This window comes from Micromonospora sp. URMC 103 (genome assembly GCF_051386435.1).
Taxonomy (GTDB): Bacteria; Actinomycetota; Actinomycetes; order Mycobacteriales; family Micromonosporaceae; genus Micromonospora.
Map to the genome: position 1 here is coordinate 1,051,936 of NZ_JBPQTR010000004.1, position 18,286 is coordinate 1,070,221.

Genomic DNA, 18,286 nt, shown 5'->3' on the forward strand with positions numbered 1-18,286 from the left:
GCCGCACGGCGGGGAGTTGTCCACCGCCGCCCGCGGGGCCTCACCGAGGCCCCCGGGCGGTGGTGTCGTTTCTGGGGATCGGGGAGTGGCGTGGCGCAGTCGGTTGACGAGGACGGCACCGTCGACCCGTGGCGTCGCCGGGTCCGCCGCGCCCGCCGTCAGATGCCGCTCTGGCAGGAGCTGCCGCTTCTTCTGGTCGTCGCGTTCTGCCTCGCGGTCCTGATCCGCACGTTCCTGCTCCAGGCGTTCTTCATCCCGTCCGGCTCGATGGAGGACACCCTCCTCGTCGGCGACCGCGTGCTGGTCAACAAGGTCGTCTACGACGTACGCGACCCCGAGCGCGGCGAGGTGGTGGTGTTCCGGGGCACCGACCGGTGGGCGCCGCAGGTGGCCGGCGAACCGGCCCCGGGGTTCCTCGGCAAGCTCGGCCGCACCGTCGGTGACCTGGTGGGGGTGAGCCGCCCCGGTGAGAAGGACTTCATCAAGCGGGTGATCGGCGTGCCCGGTGACCGGGTGCGGTGCTGCGACGAGCAGGGCCGGGTCACCGTCAACGGCACGCCGCTGGACGAGCCGTACGTCATCCGCAACTCCCCGCTGGACATCCCGCCGAGCCCCACCGAGTGCCGGTCGCGGCGCTTCGACGAGGTGGTGGTGCCGCCGGGCCAGATCTTCGTGATGGGCGACCACCGGCTGGTCTCCCAGGACGCCCGCTGCCAGGGGCCGGTGCCCATCGACAACGTGGTGGGCCGCGCGTTCCTCGTGGTGTGGCCGTCCTCGCGGTGGAACTCCCTCCCGGTGCCGGAGACCTTCGACGGCGTGGCCGGGTCGGCCGCCGCGGCGCCGGGCGGTCCGCCCCCGGTCCGGCCGTCCCTGGAGGGCGGTGTGCTGCTGATGCTCCCGCTCGCGGCCGCGCTGCGCCGTTCTCGCGCGTTCCGGACGGTGACGTCCAGCCGGGCAACGTAGGCTCCTTGGCGTGATTGACGAGCAGACCGACAAGCCGCGCAGCTCCTTCTGGAAGGAGCTGCCGATCCTGCTGGGTGTGGCGATCCTGGTCGCGGTGCTGGTGCGCGCCTTCGTCCTGCAGACGTTCTTCATCCCCTCCCCGTCCATGGAAAACACCCTCAAGATCGACGATCGGGTGCTGGTCAACAAGTTGGTCTACGACTTCCGCTCACCACACCGTGGCGAGATCGTCGTCTTCAAGGCGCCGACCGAGTGGAGCGGGAACCCCGAGGGGGAGGACTTCATCAAGCGGGTGATCGGCGTGGGCGGCGACCACGTGATCTGCTGCGACCCGCAGGACCGCATCACGATCAACGGTCAGGCGCTGGACGAGCCGTACATCTTCTCCGCCGACGGTGAGCGCGACCGGCCGGCCGACCAGGAGTTCGACATCACCGTGCCGAAGGGACGGCTGTGGGTGATGGGCGACCACCGCTCGGCGTCGGGTGACTCGCTGGAGCACTGGCAGCAGTCCGGGCAGGACATCACGGCCGCCACCATCGACGAGGACGAGGTCGTGGGGCGCGCGTTCACCGTCTTCTGGCCGGTCAGTCGGGCCACCTGGCTGACCGTGCCGAAGCAGTACGACGGCATCCCGAACTCGTAGCGACCCGGGCGGGCGTGGGCGATCGGCGGCCCGTCTGGCAGTCTGGTGCGGTGACCGTCTACACCCCTCGGCGCGCGGCGCGTGTGCTGCTGGTCGACGCGACCGGCCGGGTGCTGCTCTTCGCCGGCTTCGACCCGGCCCGCCCCGAGCACCGGTACTGGTTCACACCGGGCGGTGGCCTCGACCCGGGCGAGTCCCCGGCCGCGGGCGCGGCCCGCGAGCTGGCCGAGGAGACCGGGCTGCGGCTCACGACCGCCGAGCTGGGCGAGCCGGTCTGGCAGGACACGATCGAGTTTCCGTTCGACGGCGTGTGGTACCGCCAGGAGCAGGAGTTCTTCCTGGTCCGGGTGCCGTCCTGGGAGGTGGACACCGCGGGCTTCAACGCCATCGAGCAGGCCACCACGACCGGCCACCGCTGGTGGTCGGCCGCCGAGCTCACGGAGACCGACGAGCGCTACTACCCGTCCGACCTCCCCGGCCTGCTGGCCCGCGTCTTGGGCGGCGAGTCCGGGGGCGGGCTCGCCGGGGGTGGTGCGTCGTGCTGACCCCGCCGCGCACCGTCGTGCGCCGGGAGGCCGGGCTGTATGCGCTGGAACGCGCGCTGCAGCGGCGCGGTTTCCGGCACGTGGCGGGCGCCGACGAGGCGGGCCGGGGCGCCTGCGCGGGTCCGCTGGTGGCGGCCGCCGCCATCCTGCCCGAGGGGCGCCGCGGTGAGATCGAGGGCCTCGCGGACTCCAAGCTGCTGACCCCGGCCAGCCGGGAGCGGATCTACGAGGAGGTCGTCGCCCGGGCGCTCGCGTACGCCGTGGTGGTCATCCCGGCCGAGGAGGTCGACGCCCGCGGGCTGCACGTGTGCAACCTCGCCGCGATGCGCCGCGCGCTCGCCTCGCTGAGCACGCGGCCGGAGTACGTGTTGACCGACGGCTTCGGCGTCGACGGGCTCGACGTGCCGGGTCTCGCCGTCTGGAAGGGCGACCGGGTGGCCGCCTGCGTGGCGGCGGCGAGCGTGCTCGCGAAGGTCACCCGGGACCGGATGATGGTGGAGCTGGACGCCACGTTCCCCGCGTACGGCTTCGCGGAGCACAAGGGTTACATCACGCCCGAGCACAGCGCCGCCCTGCGGGAGCACGGACCGTGCCGGGAGCACCGCTTCTCGTACGTGAACGTGGCGAGCGTGTCGGGCCGCGACGGCCAGCCGCCCCGCGCCCGCCGGCCCCTCCTCGCCGGCCGGCACGTGGCGGCCGCGGACGACGGCCCGGAAGGGCTCTTCGAGTTGGCTGCGGAGGGTTTGTCCGAGCCTGACCCGGCGGGGCCGCCCGAGGGCGCGGACGAGCCGATGGAGCGCTCTTGCGCCCCAGGGAGTACCGTCGGCGTGGCGTTGAGCGAGCGGCCTCGGCCGCCGGCGCCGGTGGGGGAAGATGTGGTCATGGAAGGCGGAGAGCGATGAGCGCGGAAGATCTCGAGAAGTACGAGACCGAGATGGAGCTGCAGCTCTACCGGGAGTACCGCGACATTGTCCGCCAGTTCTCCTACGTGGTGGAGACCGAGCGCCGGTTCTACCTGGCGAACCAGGTCGACCTGCACGTGCGCAACTCCGACGGCGAGGTCTACTTCGAGGTCGAGATGCACGACGCCTGGGTGTGGGACATGTATCGTCCTGCCCGTTTCGTCAAGAACGTCCGGGTGATGACCTTCAAGGACGTCAACGTCGAAGAGCTGGAGAAGCCGGACATCTCCCTGCCCGCCGACTCCGGCTTCGGCGGCTGACCGCACCGCGACCTGCCGGCGCCCCGCCGCCGGTGAACCCCGCGCGCGCGAACCGGCGTCCCCACCGCCGGTTCCGCCCTCCTCGCCGCCGCCCTGTCGCGGGTGCCCGGCCTCGCGGCGGTGCCCTGCCTGGCTGCGCTCGCCTCTCGCCGGTGATCATGAAGTTATTGCCGGCCGGGACGGCGTGTCGCGGCAATAACTTCATGATCACCCGGCGGAGGGGCTGGCCGTACGGGGTGGGTGGCCGTTCCCGGTGGTTACTCGGGGATGACGGCTACCTCGACTCGCTGGACCAGGTTGTTGGCGAAGCCGCCCCGGTTCCACGGCTGCTCCACCGGCTGGGTCCGCCCCGACGCGTCGGTGGCCCGGGCGCCGAGGACGTGGCGGCCCGGCTCCGCCGTCCACTCGTACCGCCAGCGCCGCCAGGCGAAGTCTCCGCCGGTCGGCTCGTCCAGTGTGGCCGGCGCCCAGGTCGCGCCGCCGTCGGTGGTCACCTCGACGCCGACGATCGGGGCGTGACCGGACCAGGCGCGACCGTCCAGGGTGCACGGCCCCGGGCGGACCACGCGGGTGCGGGACATGAAGTCGGGAAAGCCGGGCGGCCGGACCAGGGCGCGTGGCTCGATCCGGGTCACCGGCACGCCCGGGTCGCCGGCGTCCTGCCGCAGCCGGTACGCCGACGCGTTCTGGTAGCCCTGGAACTGCTCGGTCAGCACGCTGATCGAGCGGAGCCACTTCACGTGCGCCATGCCGTACCAGCCGGGCACGATCAGCCGCAGCGGGGCGCCGTGCTGCGGCAGCAGGGGAGCGCCGTTCATCTCGTACGCCAGCAGCACCTCCTCGCGCAGCGCGTCCGTCACCGGCAGCGCGCGTTGGAAGTCCTGCTCGACGCCGCGTTCGACACCGTGGTCGGCGCCCGTGAAGACGACGTCGACGGCCTGCGGGTCGATCCCCGCCTCGCGCAGCAGCGGCGCCAGTGGCGTGCCCGTCCACTCCGCGTTCCCGACCGCTTCCACCAGCCAGGGCTGGCTCACGGCACGCGGCTCCAGCAGGGTGCGGCCGTTGCCGGCGCATTCGAGCGTGACCCGCCGGGTGACCCGGGGCCGCTCGCGGAGCTCCGCGAGGCTCACGGTCAGCGGCCGGTCCACCGCACCGTCGACGGTCAGCGTGTGCGTCTCCGCGTCCAACTCCGGGATGTCGTAGTGGATCAGCAGGTAGTGCAGCCCGGCCGGGGTCACGTCGTAGCGCAGCGCCTCCAGCGGGATGCCGTGGTTGCGCGCGGCGAGCTGCAACTCCTCGGTGGTGATGCCCTCTCCCGGCTCGGCGAGCCGGGCGGGCCCGCTGACCTCGCTCACGGCCGGCACGTTCAGGTCGTCGACGGTCGTCATGCTGGTCTCCCCGTCCCCACGGCGGCGGCTCCACCGTGCCCGAACCCAGCTTAGGGCGGCCGATCCGCTCGCCCCGGACCCGGTTCGCCGTGGCCAGCTCGCCCGCCCTCGCCGTGCCCGGCGTCGGCGCCCCGTCCATGCCCGGCGTCGGCGCCCTGCCGTGCTCGCTGTCCGCGCCCCAGCACGATCGTGCTGGTTCCGGGATGTGGTGGCCTTTTCGAGCGCCGGATGCCACTACATCCAGGATCGAGCGTGATCTCCAGGAGTCCGGCCGGCGGTGTGTCCGCGTCGCTTCTCAGGTGCGCTCGACGAACTCGAACATGCGCACACCGGCCGGGAGTGGCCGGGGCCGGCCGAGGAAGCGGTGCACACCCACGCCGACCCCGTCGGCCGGAGTGGTCACCGCCACCGGGACGAACCCCTCCTCCTCGAACCAGCGGCAGATGGCGGGCACCAGGTCGGGAGCGCGCCGGTGCCGCGTCCAGAGGACTGTGCCACCGGTCGCGCAGAGCGCCGCGCAGTGCCGCACGGTGGCGTGGATGTCGCCGTCCGACACGTTGCCGAACACACCGCACACGAGCACGAGATCGGCCGGAGCGAGGTCGGCGTACGCGTCGGTGCGGGCCGCGTCGCCCACGAGGACCTGCACTCCGCCCAGCCCGGCGTCGCGGGCGGCCGCGGTGGCGATCTCGGCGTTACGGGGATCCCGCTCGACGAGCCGGGCGGTCACGTCCTCGCGGCGCGGATGGGTGGCGAGCACCGGGATGAGGTCCCGCCCCTGACCGGCGCAGAGGCTGATGACGCGCAACGGGCCCGCGGGCGCGCGGTCGAGCGCGTCGCGGACGTGCCGCCGCACCTCGGTCAGCCGGCGGGCCAGTGACGACCCGGCCCGGTCGTAGTCGTCGTGCCAGGCGTACCAGTCCCGCGTCATCCGTGCAGCCTAGGCGACACCGCATAGCAGATCGACAACGCCCGCGGGGAGTGTCCACAGGGCACCCGCTTGTCCACAGGGGAGGTGTGGAGCAGGGCGGGTGGGCGTCGAGGCGGGGCACGCTGCGTTCATGCGACCACCGTCCGCCCGCACCACCGCCCGTCCTCCCGTCCGGTCGCGTGGCGCCGTCGCGCCGCGTGGCGCCGTCGGGCCGCGTGGCGCCGTCGGGCCGCGTCGCGCCGTCGGGCCGCGTCGCGCCGTTGTGCCGCGTCGCGCCGTTGTGCCGCGTCGCGCCGTTGTGCCGCGTCGCGCCGTTGTGCCGCGTCGCGCCATCGGGCCGCTGTGCCTCGCGCTGCTCCTGGCCTCGGCGTGGACCGCTGCGGCACCGGTCGGCGCGGCGCCGGTCGGCGAACGCCACGGACCCCGGGCGGTCCGGGCCGTCGCGCTCACGCCGGTCCCCACACCTCCCGGGGCTGCCGATCCGGCGCTGACTCCGGTCCGCGCGCGTTTCCACGTAGCCGATCCGGCGCTCGCGGGCTCGTTCCGGTGGCCGCTGGACGGCACGCCACGGCCGGTACGCCGCTTCGACCCGCCACCGCGACCGTGGCTGCCGGGACACCGCGGGGTGGACCTGGCTGCCGCGCCGGACGCGCCGGTGCGGGCCGCGGGCGTCGGAACCGTGCTCTTCGCCGGCATGGTGGCGGGACGGCCCGTGGTCAGCGTGGGACACGCCGGCGGGCTGCGGACCACGTACGAGCCGGTGCGGCCCGCCGTCACCGCCGGCGAGCAGGTCACCGCCGGAGCGTCGCTGGGCGTGCTGCTGCCCGGCCACCCCGGTTGCCCCGCCGAGGCGTGCCTGCACTGGGGGCTGCGGCGCGGCGAGGAGTACCTCGACCCGCTGGCACTGCTCGGCCTCGGGCCGCTCCGGCTGCTGCCGATCGACGGCCTGCCCGCGTGGCGGCCCGCCGGCCGGACGTCCGGTCCGGGTGCGCCGGCTGCCTCCCGTCACGCCTCCACACGGGCTCGTTCGCCCGCGGCTTCGTCGAGGATCCCGGCGGTCGCCGGTCGTTCGCCGCCAACGTGGGTGGACGACGGTGCTGCGTCGCCGGTCAGCGCTGGGCGAGCAGCGGGGGCAGCCGGACGGCGAGGCGCTCGTACTCGTCCGGCGAGTTGTAGACCTGCCCGCAGAGCCGCAGCCAGCCCTGGTCGTTCCAGGCCATCACGGCGACCTCGGTGGCGAGCCGTTCGGCGATCCGTTGCTGCAACGCCCGCGCGCCGTCGATGGTGGTGGCGATGCCCGGTGGCAGCGGGATGATCCGCATGGCGACCTCCGGTCCGCCGGGGTCCGGCAGGTGGGTGGGTGCCACGCCGAGGGCGTCGCCCACGACCCGCTGGGCGTACGCGGCCAGCGCCGCGTTGTGGGCGCGTACCCGGTCGACGCCGAGGCTGCGCAGGGTGAACAGCCCGGCCGGTGCGGCCAGCCAGGAGGTGTAGTCGAGAGTGGCCTGCCATTCGAGGCGGGCCGGGAAGCCCGTCTCCTGTTCCCAGGAGACCACCAACGGCTCGATCCGGTCCCTCCACGGCGGCGCCACCACCAGCACGGCGGTGCCGCGTGGCGCGTACCCCCACTTGTGCAGGTTGCCCACCCAGAAGTCGGCGCCGACGCTCGCCACGGTGGCCGACAGCATGCCGGGCACGTGCGCGGCGTCGACGAGGACGGGCACCCCGTGTTCGCGCGCCAGCCCGACGATGGCGGCGACCGGGAAGAGCCGGGCGGTCGCCGAGGTGAGCTGGTCGACGACGAGCAGCCGGGTACGGCCGGGGCGCAGGGCGGCCCGGACCGCCTGGACGATTTCCTCGTCGGTGGCCGCCAGCGGGATGGGGAGCACGCGGCTCTCCGCCCCGGTGCGCCGGCACTCCCGCTGGATGGAGAAGCTGACGGCGCCGTACCCGTGATCGGTGCTCAGGATCTCGTCGCCGGCGCGCAGGCCCAGCGACTGGAGCACCACGGCCACACCGGTGGTGGCGTTGCCGACGAGCGCCGTGCCGTCGGGGTCGGCGCCGAGGAAGGTCGCGAGGTGCCGGCGGGTGTGCGCGACCCGGTCGACCAGCCCCTGCGTGAAGAAGCGCAGCGGGTTGGCCTCCATCTCGTCGCGCAGCCGCTGCTGGGCGCGCTGCACCCCGATCGGCACCGCCCCGAACGAGCCGTGGTTGAGATGGCTGACCGCCGGGTCCAGCGAGAAGAGCAGGCGGGCGCCCGGAATCGGCTCGGGAGGCTGCGGGACGCTCACCCGGTGATCGTAACCGTCCGTCGATCACCCCCGGTGGGTTCGGGTCAGGCGCGGGGGTGGGCCTGGCGGTAGGCCGCACGCAGCCGCTCCACCGACACGTGCGTGTAGATCTGGGTGCTGGCCAGCGATGAGTGGCCCAGCAGCTCCTGCACCGCGCGCAGGTCCGCACCGCCTTCGAGGAGATGGGTGGCGGCCGAGTGGCGCAGCCCGTGCGGGCTGGTCCGGGGCAGCCCGGCGGCCTCGGCGTAGCCGCCGACGATCCGCCGGGCGGTGGTCGGGTTGAGCCGGCCGCCGCGGGCACCGAGGAGCAGGGCGTCACCCGAACGCGGCGTGGCCAGGACGGGCCGACCGTGGCGCACCCAGTCGTCCAGGGCGCGCTGTGCGGGCACCCCGTACGGCACCGTCCGCTCCCGGCCGCCCTTGCCGAGCACCCGTACCACCCGCCGGGCCGGGTCGAGGTCCGACAGGTCGAGTCCGCAGGCCTCGCCGATCCGGACGCCGGTGGCGTAGAGCAGCTCCAGCAGCGCCCGGTCGCGGTGCCGTACCGCGTCGGGCACCGCCGGCGACGGGTCCGGGGCGTGCTCGGCGGGGACGGCATCGGGGACCGGTCGGGCCGGGGTCTCGACCAGCGCGGCGGCCTGGTCGGCGCGCAGCACGCCGGGCAGCTCCCGCCGGGCACGCGGGCTGGCCAGCGCGGCGCCCACGTCGGTCGGCAGCAGCCCGCCGCGGTGGGCCCAGGCGCTGAACACCCGGGCCGAGGCCGCGCGGCGGGCCAGCGAACTCCGGGCGGCGCCGGTCGTCCGCAAGCGCGCCAGCCAGCTGCGCAGCACACCGAGGTCCACGCCCGCGACCTCGACGCAGCCCATCCGGGCGGCGTGGTCGAGCAGCGAGACCACGTCGGTGACGTACGCCCGCACGGTGTGGGCGGAGCGGTTGCGTACGCGGGCCAGGTGGTCGGCGAACTCGTCGACAGCGTCGCGCATCGCGGGCGGAAGCGCCTGGTGCGCGTCGCGCGTGCCGCCCGCGCCCCGGCTCATCGCCGGCCCGCGTGTCGACCGGGCCGGGCCTGCGGAGACGCGGCCCCGCGTCGGCGACGGTCCAGCGGAGGCCGCAGCGTCGAACCGGCTGTCATGGCGCCAGCCTACGGGCGCAGTACCGGACATGCCGGGGTGGCGCTCCCACCGTCGCCCCGTTCACCCGGGTCGCCGTGCGTTCCTCCCGGGCGCCGGCGCGAGCGCGTACCCGTCGTCGCGGCGGACCACCATCGCGAGCTCCTCGAGCAGCGACAGCTTCCGCAAAACCGTGCGGACGCCCACACCGGCGCGACCGGCCAGCCGTTCCGCGCCGACCGCTCCCCGACGGGGCATCGCCTCCAGCACCGACCGCGCGTCGTCGTCGAGCGCGTCGATGGGCCGGTCCGGCCCGCGCGCCGGCGGCGCGAGGTCGGCCCCGATGCGGCCCACCTCCTCCAGCACGTGCGCCAGGCCCGTCACCAGGCGGGCGTCCGGGTGGTCCCGGAGCAGCTCGTGGGTGCCCACCGACATGGCCGAGGTGACCGGGCCGGGCACCGCCATGGCCGGGCGTCCGATGGCGAGGGCCCGGTGTGCGGTCTGGGTCGCGCCGCTGCGGGCCGACGCCTCGACCACCACCGTGCCGAGGGTGCCGGCCGCGATGACCCGGTTGCGGATGAGGAAGCGCGGACGCAGCGGTTCCGCGCCGGGCGGCCACTCGCTCACGAGCAGCCCGGTGTCGGCGATCCGGTCGAAGAGCGCCGCGTTGCCCATCGGGTAGGGCCGGTCCACACCGCACGCGAGAACCGCGACCGTGACGCCACCGGCGTTGAGCGCGCCCCGGTGCGCCGCGGCGTCGATGCCGAACGCGCCCCCGGACACGACCGTCCAGTCCCGATCGGCCAGGCCGTACCCGATCTCCGTGGCGACGTGCGTGCCGTAGCCGGTGGCGGCCCGGGCGCCCACCACGGCCACCGACCGGTCCAGCGCGTCGACCAGCGGCCACGACCCGCGGACCCAGAAGCACAGCGGCGGCGCCGTCTCGGTGTCCACCCTGCGGTACGCGCCGGAGAGCCGGAGCCGTTCCAGGTGCGCCAGACGCGGAGGCCACTCCTCGCTCTCGGGTGTGACGATCCGCGCGCCGAGCCGCTCGGTGCGCGCCACCGCCTCCGCCGCGACCGCCCGCGCGTCGCCGTCGGCGACCCGGCGGCGACCGTGGCGCGCAGCTTCTCGTCCGGCGCCCCGCCGTCGAGCAGCAGCTCCAGCGCCGCCACGGGACCGAGCTCGGCCACCAGCCCGTGCACCGACCGGGTGCCCGGCTCGCTGAGCCACGTGAGCGCGATCCGCGCGAGCGTCCGCTCCTCCTGGGTGCTCATGTCGCGTCCCCCGTCCGCAGTTGGATGGCCTCGAGCACGTCCTCCCGGTCCGGCCGCTCCCGGCCGTCGAGGTCCGCGATGGTCCAGGCCAACACAAGGATGGCAACATGGCGTAGGTGGACACCGTGATTTACCTCCGACAGAGCCAGGACCGGACCGGGGATGAGCTGGGCGTATCCCGCCAGCGGGAGGACACGCGGAAGCTGTGCGAGCTTCGCGGCTGGCGCGTGGTGGCGGAGTACGTGGACAACGACACCAGCGCGGCGGGCAAGCGCCAGCGGCCAGGGTTTGAAGCTGTCCTGGCCGCCGTCCAGGAGGGCCGCGCGGCGTGCGTGGTGGCCTGGGACATGACCCGCCTGACCCGCAACGCCAGGGACCGCCTCCGCCTCCTGGAGCTGGGCAAGCGCCAGGGCCTCACCGTGGCCTTCGTGCGCGGGACGGACCTGGACCTCAGCACCCCGGCGGGCCGGCTCACGGCGGACATCCTGGGCTCCGTGGCTCAGCATGAGATCGAACAGAAGTCGGACCGCCAGAAGCGGGCCGCGCTCCAGGCGGCGGAACAGGGCCGCCGCATCGGAGGCCGCCGACCCTTCGGGTATGAGGCGGACGGCGTGACCATCCGGGAGTCGGAGGCCGCCGCCATCCGGGACGCCTATGAGGCTGTCCTGGCCGGCGTCCCGCTGGGCCGCATAGCGGCGGACTGGAACGCGCGGGGCCTCACCACCCCCCAGACGAAGCGCGACGGCTCCCCGTCGCTCTGGTCCGCCCAGACGGTCCGCCCCACGCTCCTGAATCCCCGGTACGCGGGCCTCCGGGCCCACGTCACGGAAGCGCTCCGAGAGGCCATGGACCCCCGGGCGGCCAGGCTAAAAGCCATCGTGGGGCCGGCGGCCTGGGAGGGCCTGGTGTCGGAGGAGACCTGGCGCGCGGCCGTGGAGCTGATCACGGACCCGTCCCGGGCCAACCCAGCGCGCGGCGGGAAGGGCCTCCTGACCGGCGTGGGGCTGTGCGGGGTGCCGGAGTGCGGGGCCACCGTCCACCGTGGCGCGGCACCGGCCAGGAGAGGAAAGGAGGGTCACCCCACGTACCGATGCCGGGCCGCCCTGGGCCACGTCGGGCGCGCGGTGGGTCCGGTGGACTGGTGGGTAACAGAGGTTGTCATCGGACGCCTGGAGCGCCCGGACGCCGCCCTCCTCCTGGCCGATGACAGCCGGCCAGACGCCGCGAAGCTCCGCCGGGAGGCCCGCGCGCTCCGGGTCCGTCTGGACAACCTGGCGGGGCTCCTGGCGGACGGGGTGCTCACTGAGGCTGGCGTCCGGCGGGAGTCCGCGAAGCTCCGCGCGAAGCTGGCGGAGGTGGAGGCCGCCCAGGCGGACGCCGGACGGGCGGACATCCTGGGGCCGCTGATCAACGCTCCGGACGTGCGGGCCGCCGTGGAGGCCCTGGACACGGACCGGCTCCGGGTGGTCATTGACACGCTGATGACCGTGCGGCTCCTTCCGCCTGGCCGTGGGGTCCGGTTCGGCCAGGACATGGCGGCCTGGGAGCGCCAGGCGGAACGGATCAGCGCGTCCATCGTGATCGACTGGCGCTGAGTTACGCCCGGCCAGTCCAGGCGACCGCTAGGACTGACCGGGCGTACGTGTCGCGTAGTGGTCTGGCCGGTTACCGGCCATCCGGCGGGCCTTCAGGCGGTCCCGGGCCCAGGCCAGGGAGCGGCATGCATCCTCCTGGCCGGCGCACCGTTCGCAGTAGCCCAGAATCCAATGCCGCCGGATGATCACCTTCGCCAACTCTGGCACCCAGACTTCCCGGGGTAGCTCCCTCTCGATCATGCCCACCTCCTGAAACGGCAGGTCCGGGCACGGAGCCCCGCTCACGTACCCGGACCGCTACTGGGTGTTGCCTGTCCAGGGGACCGGATGGCGATACCCCCTGTCAAGTATGGAAGTGGACTGGCTACGCATCCGGACTGGTCCTGATCAGCGCTTACGGGTGACCTCACCAGGGGTTTCAGGTTCGTAAGGGGGTCATGTCGAGATGCTTCGGGGATGGCCTGGCGGCGGAGGTTGTACGGCTCAGCGGAGCTACAGGAGCGCCTGGGCGTGTCGCGCGTCCGGGTAGTCCAGCTCACCAGCCGTCCCGACTTCCCGGAGCCCTTCGATCACCTGGCCGGCGGGACCGTCTGGCTGGTGGAGGACGTGGAGCGCTGGATCACGGAGCACCAGCCATGGAAGGCCAGGGGAGCGGACGAACCACCACCGCCGGAGAGCTGAGCGGGACGCCAGCCCCACTCAGGAGAGCAGACACGGAACGGCCCACCCCCGGAGGCATGGGGGCGGGCCGTTGTCCGTGCGGGGCTCAGGCGGCGGCCTTCACCTTCCTGGCCGGCTTCTCCTCCGGCTTCGCGGCGTAGCGGGACAGCGGGGCCAGCGTCTCCGCCACCTTCTCCCGGACCTCCCGCGCGGCGGCCCGCGAAGCGTTCACCTGGCCGGAGAGCGTGGAGCCCTGGGCGAAGACCCGGCGCGCGTGGAGGGGCTTCTCCACGTTGGCCCGCATGGCGTCCACCGCCATCAGGTCACCCAGGGCGGCGTCCAGCGCGGCCAGCGCGGCGTCCATCCGGCCCAGCGCGGCCCGCCCCTGGCCGCCCAGGTACGCCAGCCACTCCGCCCGGTTGTCCTCCACCGCCTTCACCACGGCGGCCTGGGTCTGCGCCAGGGCGTCCTCCGTGCCCTGGGCTACCGCCTTTGCGGCCTCCGCCTCCAGCTCCAGGTCCCGGATGGCCAGGGCGGCCTTCGCGGCGTCGGTGGCGCGGCCAGAGAGGGCGGCCTGGGCGGCCTCCCTCCGGAGGTCCTGGGGAGCGGTCTCTGCCCGCTCCTGGGCCTCCCTGGCCGCCCGGCTCAGCTCCGCGGCCTTCAGCGACAGCGCCTGATACGCGGCCAGGGAGGACTGGACGGCGGGGTGGACGTGGCGACCCGGGACGCTCACGTGGAGGCCCGCCGCGCTGAAGCTGACCGGCTCCGACTCCCAGACCTTCGGGGCCTCCTCGCCGTCCGCCAGCGGCTGGAGCGGGCCGGCTCCGGCGGGGAAGGGCTGGGTGAGCCCCCAGAGCTGGCTCAGGCCGTCTCCGCCGCGCTCCACCAGTTCCTTCGCCCGGCGCTCCCCGTCCACGTTGCGGAGCGGGCACTGGTGGCCCTGGTGCTCCTCGCCGGTCCCGGGGGCCACCTGAATGCGGCCACCGTGGCCGATGACCATGAGCCGGCTGTCCGTGCCCCGGGTCTGGGTCACGAAGTGGCCGTAAGGCCGTGTCGGGACCCGGCGCTGGGGGCCGTCCCAGAACTGGTCCAGCGGGTCACACGTGCAACCCTCCAGCGCGGCCCCCGCCTCCCTGGCCTGGAACATGGCCCAGCCCAGGATGCCCTCTGCCTGGCCGGGGGACACGGCGGTCATGCCGCTCATGTTCACGGTCCAGACGCCCAGCTCCGGGGAGTAGCGGACCCGCTCATCCTTGATCATCAGTTGCTCTCCTTCAGTCCGAGCATGAGCCGGCGGCGTGCCTTCGCCGGGTCGGTGGGGGTCTGGTCAGTGGTGGCGGTCTCCGCCGGCTCCCGGGCGGGCTCCTCCTGGACGGCGGCCAGCATGGCGCGGCGGCGGGCGGCGGCGTCCCGCTTCACCTGCGAGACGACGGCCCGGGTGATCTGGGCGGGGGACTTCCCTGCCTGAGCGGCCAGCATGGCCACGCGGCGGAGCCTGGCCTGAGCGGCGGCGTCCGGGGCGGTCACTGGTCACCTCCAGCGAGGCGGGCCATGGCGGCCAGGGCGGTCTCCTGGACGCACTCCGGGCAGCGGGCCCGCGTGGGCGACAGCGGGCGGACCCGGGGGAGGGCCACGCCAGCCTCACTCAGGCGGGCGGCGGCCTCCTCACTCAGGCGGAGGGACGCCTCCCGCTCACCGGGGACCGTGGGGACCCGGACGGGACCCAGGGGGACCCGGTGGGTCCTACAGCGGTCATGGGACCCGGGACCCAGGAGGCGGGAGGACCCGGACCCAGGACCCAGCTTCAGGGGGCTCACCGCTGGACCCCCAGGGTCCCCAGGTCCTGGGTCCCGGGACCCAGCTCATGCTGGACCACCACGGCGGAGGGGAGGCGGAGGCCGTAGAGCTGGACCCGCTCCCGCTCCAGGGACAAGAGCGCGTTGATGGCCCTCAGCTCCTGGTCCACGTCCAGCGCACCGGAGTCCAGGAGGACATTGACCCGGCGCATCCAGCCGTTAAAGCGGGCCTCCGACTGGCGGCGGAGTGTGTCCGCCTCCTGGGCGGGGATGCGCTGGAGGGCGGCCTGGACGCGCCGCGCGGCGGTTGCCCGGCTGACCTCCAGGCGCTCCGCGATGGTGTCGATGGAGTGGCCGGCGTTGCTCAGCTCCAGAGCGGCTATCTCCTGCTCACGGCGCTGTCCGGCGGTCATTCGGGGCATAGTCTCAATGTATCAAGGTTTGTATCAACTAGACAACGGAAAGTCGCACCATAATGACTCTTATGTGCGTCCGCCGTGGACTGCCCAGCCAAGCCCAGCCAGGCGAAGATGGCCCCTGGCCTGGGGATTCCGCTGAGCGGTCGCCCAGCCCCGCCCAGCCAGCGGCCAGGGCAACCAGGGGCAACCAGGCGAAGATGCATGCTGGCCTGGGGATTTCGTTGCCCCATGGGGCAACCAGGGGTAGCCAGCGCCCAGTCACCGGGCGGCGGGCCCCCTGGGTCCGGGTCCTCTATGGACTTTCGGCGGCCGCTCGCTGGCCAGGGTCCAGGACCGCCGCGACAGGTCTACATAGGACTAAGGGAGGACCCAGCGGGTCCTCCGGGTCCGGGTCCTTCAGGCGGCCAGGGCGGGGGACATCGGGAGGGGGCCGGTCCGGCCAGCGGCCCGCCAGCGATGCCGAAGGGCCTCCACCAGTCGGCAGTCCGTCACCCAGACGCCGCTCAACTCCAGCCGGCACCGGGCCTCCCAGGCACTAGCGTCCAGCGGGACGCCACACAGCTCCAGCTCCTCCAGGAGTGCATCCTGGCCGCGCGGCGTGATCCAGTCCTCTTCTGGCCGCTCTCGCTGGCCGATGTACTTACCCCGCACCAACATGTCGCCACCATACGGGCGGGGGGTATGCCTGAGCCCCCGACGCGGTGCCGGGGGCTCAGGCGGCCAGGAGACCTCAGGCCCGCTGTGCCAGCTCCGTCCGGATGCGGACCAGCGTCCGGGCCCGCATCTCCTGAGCCACCCTCAGGGCCTCTTCCGGCGTCTCGCCCAGGGCGTACAGCTCCTCTTCATCGACCAGGCCGGACTTCGTGATGGGCCGGGGAATGTTCTGCGAGTCGTCCATCCAGAGGCCGTAGACCACCTCGGCCTCCACGCTCTCCCCGGCCTCCTCCAGTGATGCCAGGTCCGTCTCAAGCTGGTCCGTGGAACGCTGAGCCAGCCCCGGGCGGCTGAGCCTGGCCAGCTTCCGGTCCGTCGCCCAGGCCGTCCAGAGGGGCTTGGATACGGAGATCACGATGGGGTCGGTCATGGGTCTGTCTCCTTCGGACTGAGCCGGCTCAGGCGGCCAGAGTAGGGCTGGCACGTACCTGGCAGCCAGAGGCGCCTCCTCCTCTGGCCGGGTACTTCACGCACTTACCTCCAGAGGAGGAGGTAAGTGCGAGTGCTAAGTGTTCAAGTAGTGCGTAAGTGCGTGTAAGTGTTTTCCCAGGTCAGAGCCGGTTTCCGGGTAAGTGCCCGGTGAGTGCGGTCAAGTGCTGCACTTACCGGGCACTTACCCTGGCCGCCTACTCCTGGCTGTCCGCGTACTCAGCCACCACCCAGCGGGAGCCCTCCTTGACCAGGAGGCCCTTCGCCTTCAGGGCCTTCGTGGCGGAGTCGAAGGACGTGGGGGTCATGGCCGGCTGGTCCAGGTGCTCCCGGTGCGCCTTGACCCACTGGAGCGCCTGGGCGCGCGTGGCCCCGTCCTCATCGGAGTGCTCCAGCATGGCCTCCATCACGTCCCGCTGGTTGTCCGTGAGGTTGGCCCGCCAGTCGGGGGCGTCCTCCACAGCCTGGGCCAGGTTGAAGGCATCGAAGGGCTCCAGCGTGAGCGTGCCCAGCTCCTCCCCGCTCTCCGGGTCGGTGCCCAGGTCCACCTTCTGGAGGGTGATGGGCAGGCTCCAGCCGTCCTCCCCGTCCTTCTGCTTCTCCACGGAGACCTTCGCGGCCAGGGTGCTCCGGGGCTTCGCCCGGATGACCTTCAGCTCCGTGTCCTGGGCCCCGTCAATGGCGGAGGCCCCACGGGCGTCCCCGCCGTTGCGGCCCGTGTGGTGGACCACTAGGACACACGCGCCCGTGGCCCGCTTCAGCTCCTCCAGCCGTTCGATGAAGACACCCATGGCGGTGTTGTCGTTCTCCTCCATGCCCACGGTGTTCCGGGCCTGGGTGTCGATGACCACCAGCACCGGACCCAGCTCCCGGCACGCCTCCACCAGCGCGGCCCACGCCTGGGGGTCGGACGCCTGGACCGGCTCCGGCAGGGTCAGGACGTCCGGGGTGGCCCCGTAGACCTTCCGCCAGGCCCGCATCCGGAGCGTCATGCCGGAGGCCCCCTCCGCCGCCACGTAGAGGACGCGGCCCCGGGTCACCTCCCGGCCCCGCCACGGGAGGCCAGCTCCCACGTGGGCGGCCAGGTCCAGGGCCACAAAGGACTTGAAGCTCCCGGGCTCCCCGATGATCCAGGTCAGCGACTCCAGGTTGACCAGTCCGCGCACCAGGGGCCGGGGACGGGGCCGGCACTCCAGCGCGTCCGGGTCCAGCATCTTCTCCAGGAGCGCGGCCACCCGGTCCGGCTTCGCCTCCTCCTGGCCGCCCGGGGGCAGCTCCGCCCGCCGTACGGCCTTCCAGGGGTCCAGCGGCGGCCGGGTCCCGTCCAGCACGGGGATGAACTTCTCCGCCGTCCAGGTGGACGCCTGGTGCTCCGGGTCGTACGCGGTGTGCCCCAGCGCGTCCGTGAGGAGCCGGAAGGCTTCGTCCGCCGTCCAGAAGGTGGGGACGAAGTGGGAGAGCGTGACGGCGGCCCGGTTGGCGGCCTCTTCGATACCGCCGATGCGGGCGGCCTGAAGTTCCACCAGGTAGGGCCGCACGAAGTCCTGGGCCTGGGCCTGGGTGAAGGCACGCTCTCCGCCCTGGCTGGCGCTGCTGGCCGTGAAGAAGGGGTCCGCCAGGTCCACCTCCTGGCGCTGAGCCAGCACGCTGGGAGCGGACCGCCGGGCCTTCGCGGCGTGGACCCGGGCCACCAGGCCCTCCGTGGAGCTGTCGGAGCCCCGCCACTCCTCCAGGGCCTCCAGGTCCGGCTCCTGGGTCCAGCGGTACGCCACCAGCTCCCCGGTCACCTTCGACCGGCGTTCGGTCGGAGCGATGTAGACGAAGCCCCGGCCCCCCTCCGGCGTGCCAGCCTGGAGGTCCAGGCCCGGCATGAAGTCCGTGGCCTTCCGGAGCCCGGTCACGCTGATGAGGTCATGAGTCCCGCCGGACGGGGTGGCCTGGCGACCGAAGGAGCGCGGCCAGTGACCGGCGGCCCGTACCTCCGCCTCACTGGCTTCCCCGCCGTTGCGCGGGTCTACGTCCAGGAAGTCCGCCGCGTGCCCGCCCACGGCGGCCAGGGCCCACCCCGGACGCCAGCGGTCCAGCAATGCCTCATCCGGCCGGGTGGCCTCCCAGCCCTTCGGGAGGTGGTATTCCCCGGGCCGGCTGGAGTTGGGGGCCGCCGCGAAGACTGGGATGCCGGCCCGGATGAGCTGGCGCGCGATATCCAGCGCGCGGGCCTGCTCATCAGTCGTGATCAAGGCTGAGCTGGTAGCCTGGGCGGTAGACGAAGTGACGGGAGAGCCGCCCTGGCCGGGGCGG

16 protein-coding genes and 3 pseudogenes are annotated in these 18,286 nt (G+C 73.5%); 8 read left to right on the forward strand and 11 right to left on the reverse strand.

Annotated features, from left to right (window positions below; all coding sequences use genetic code 11):
* Window positions 1–90: 90 nt before the first annotated feature.
* The 5 genes from lepB (ACSNOA_RS08575) to ACSNOA_RS08595 are packed head-to-tail and all read left to right on the forward strand — an operon-like array spanning window position 91 to window position 3,376.
* Window positions 91–963, forward strand: coding sequence for a signal peptidase I (gene lepB, locus ACSNOA_RS08575; RefSeq protein ID WP_436657399.1), 873 nt, complete (start codon window positions 91–93; stop codon window positions 961–963).
* A gap of 10 nt (window positions 964–973) precedes the next feature.
* Window positions 974–1,609 carry a signal peptidase I gene (gene lepB / locus ACSNOA_RS08580; protein ID WP_436657400.1) on the forward strand — a complete coding sequence of 212 codons (636 nt, stop codon included), beginning with the start codon at window positions 974–976 and terminating at the stop codon, window positions 1,607–1,609.
* Between the two features lie 50 nt (window positions 1,610–1,659).
* Window positions 1,660–2,154 carry an NUDIX hydrolase gene (locus ACSNOA_RS08585; protein ID WP_436657402.1) on the forward strand — a complete coding sequence of 165 codons (495 nt, stop codon included), beginning with the start codon at window positions 1,660–1,662 and terminating at the stop codon, window positions 2,152–2,154.
* Complete coding sequence (locus ACSNOA_RS08590; RefSeq protein ID WP_436657403.1) at window positions 2,148–3,056, forward strand: ribonuclease HII; 909 nt, start codon at window positions 2,148–2,150, stop codon at window positions 3,054–3,056. The genes ACSNOA_RS08585 and ACSNOA_RS08590 overlap by 7 nt, the downstream gene beginning before the upstream one ends.
* Window positions 3,053–3,376, forward strand: coding sequence for a DUF2469 domain-containing protein (locus ACSNOA_RS08595; RefSeq protein ID WP_007075222.1), 324 nt, complete (start codon window positions 3,053–3,055; stop codon window positions 3,374–3,376). Before ACSNOA_RS08590 ends, ACSNOA_RS08595 begins: the two co-directional genes overlap by 4 nt.
* Window positions 3,377–3,633: 257 nt before the next feature.
* Here ACSNOA_RS08595 and ACSNOA_RS08600 read toward each other — a convergent pair whose 3' ends face one another.
* Both ACSNOA_RS08600 and ACSNOA_RS08605 read right to left on the reverse strand, forming a co-directional pair.
* On the reverse strand, window positions 3,634–4,764 hold the full coding sequence (locus ACSNOA_RS08600; RefSeq protein ID WP_436657404.1) for a sulfite oxidase: 1,131 nt from the start codon (window positions 4,762–4,764) through the stop codon (window positions 3,634–3,636).
* 295 nt (window positions 4,765–5,059) lie between these two features.
* Window positions 5,060–5,695: a class I SAM-dependent methyltransferase family protein gene (locus ACSNOA_RS08605; RefSeq protein ID WP_436657406.1), complete on the reverse strand. Its 636-nt coding sequence runs from the start codon at window positions 5,693–5,695 to the stop codon at window positions 5,060–5,062.
* Between the two features lie 331 nt (window positions 5,696–6,026).
* Here ACSNOA_RS08605 and ACSNOA_RS08610 point away from each other — a divergent pair.
* Window positions 6,027–6,641 (forward strand): annotated as a pseudogene (locus ACSNOA_RS08610) (murein hydrolase activator EnvC family protein); the annotation flags it as partial.
* A 163-nt stretch (window positions 6,642–6,804) separates the two neighbouring features.
* Here ACSNOA_RS08610 and ACSNOA_RS08615 read toward each other — a convergent pair.
* From ACSNOA_RS08615 to ACSNOA_RS08630, 4 genes and pseudogenes are all read right to left on the reverse strand, one after another.
* Complete coding sequence (locus ACSNOA_RS08615; protein WP_436657408.1) at window positions 6,805–7,986, reverse strand: aminotransferase class V-fold PLP-dependent enzyme; 1,182 nt, start codon at window positions 7,984–7,986, stop codon at window positions 6,805–6,807.
* Between the two features lie 44 nt (window positions 7,987–8,030).
* On the reverse strand, window positions 8,031–9,023 hold the full coding sequence (locus ACSNOA_RS08620; protein ID WP_436657410.1) for a tyrosine recombinase XerC: 993 nt from the start codon (window positions 9,021–9,023) through the stop codon (window positions 8,031–8,033).
* Between the two features lie 156 nt (window positions 9,024–9,179).
* Window positions 9,180–10,372 (reverse strand): annotated as a pseudogene (gene dprA / locus ACSNOA_RS08625) (DNA-processing protein DprA).
* Window positions 10,369–10,473, reverse strand: a pseudogene (locus ACSNOA_RS08630) (hypothetical protein); the annotation flags it as partial. The pseudogenes ACSNOA_RS08630 and dprA, both read right to left, overlap by 4 nt.
* Before the next feature lie 15 nt (window positions 10,474–10,488).
* On the opposite strand from ACSNOA_RS08630, the gene ACSNOA_RS08635 reads away from it, so the two are divergent.
* Complete coding sequence (locus ACSNOA_RS08635; RefSeq protein WP_436657412.1) at window positions 10,489–11,967, forward strand: recombinase family protein; 1,479 nt, start codon at window positions 10,489–10,491, stop codon at window positions 11,965–11,967.
* A gap of 510 nt (window positions 11,968–12,477) precedes the next feature.
* Entirely contained in the window at window positions 12,478–12,648 is a 171-nt protein-coding gene (locus ACSNOA_RS08640; protein WP_436657414.1) for a DNA-binding protein, read from the forward strand.
* Between the two features lie 85 nt (window positions 12,649–12,733).
* On the opposite strand, the gene ACSNOA_RS08645 is transcribed toward ACSNOA_RS08640, so the two are convergent.
* The 5 genes from ACSNOA_RS08645 to ACSNOA_RS08665 all read right to left on the reverse strand — a co-directional run bounded on the left by ACSNOA_RS08645 (window position 12,734) and on the right by ACSNOA_RS08665 (window position 18,225).
* Window positions 12,734–13,888: a hypothetical protein gene (locus ACSNOA_RS08645; RefSeq protein WP_436657416.1), complete on the reverse strand. Its 1,155-nt coding sequence runs from the start codon at window positions 13,886–13,888 to the stop codon at window positions 12,734–12,736.
* Window positions 13,888–14,112: a hypothetical protein gene (locus ACSNOA_RS08650; protein ID WP_436657418.1), complete on the reverse strand. Its 225-nt coding sequence runs from the start codon at window positions 14,110–14,112 to the stop codon at window positions 13,888–13,890. The genes ACSNOA_RS08645 and ACSNOA_RS08650 overlap by 1 nt, the downstream gene beginning before the upstream one ends.
* A gap of 328 nt (window positions 14,113–14,440) precedes the next feature.
* Window positions 14,441–14,845: a hypothetical protein gene (locus tag ACSNOA_RS08655; RefSeq protein ID WP_436657420.1), complete on the reverse strand. Its 405-nt coding sequence runs from the start codon at window positions 14,843–14,845 to the stop codon at window positions 14,441–14,443.
* A 727-nt stretch (window positions 14,846–15,572) separates the two neighbouring features.
* Entirely contained in the window at window positions 15,573–15,926 is a 354-nt protein-coding gene (locus tag ACSNOA_RS08660) for a hypothetical protein (protein ID WP_436657422.1), read from the reverse strand.
* Between the two features lie 256 nt (window positions 15,927–16,182).
* The gene (locus tag ACSNOA_RS08665) at window positions 16,183–18,225 is read right to left on the reverse strand and encodes an AAA family ATPase (RefSeq protein ID WP_436657423.1); all 2,043 of its coding nucleotides are present in this window, start codon (window positions 18,223–18,225) and stop codon (window positions 16,183–16,185) included.
* Window positions 18,226–18,286 lie beyond the last annotated feature (61 nt).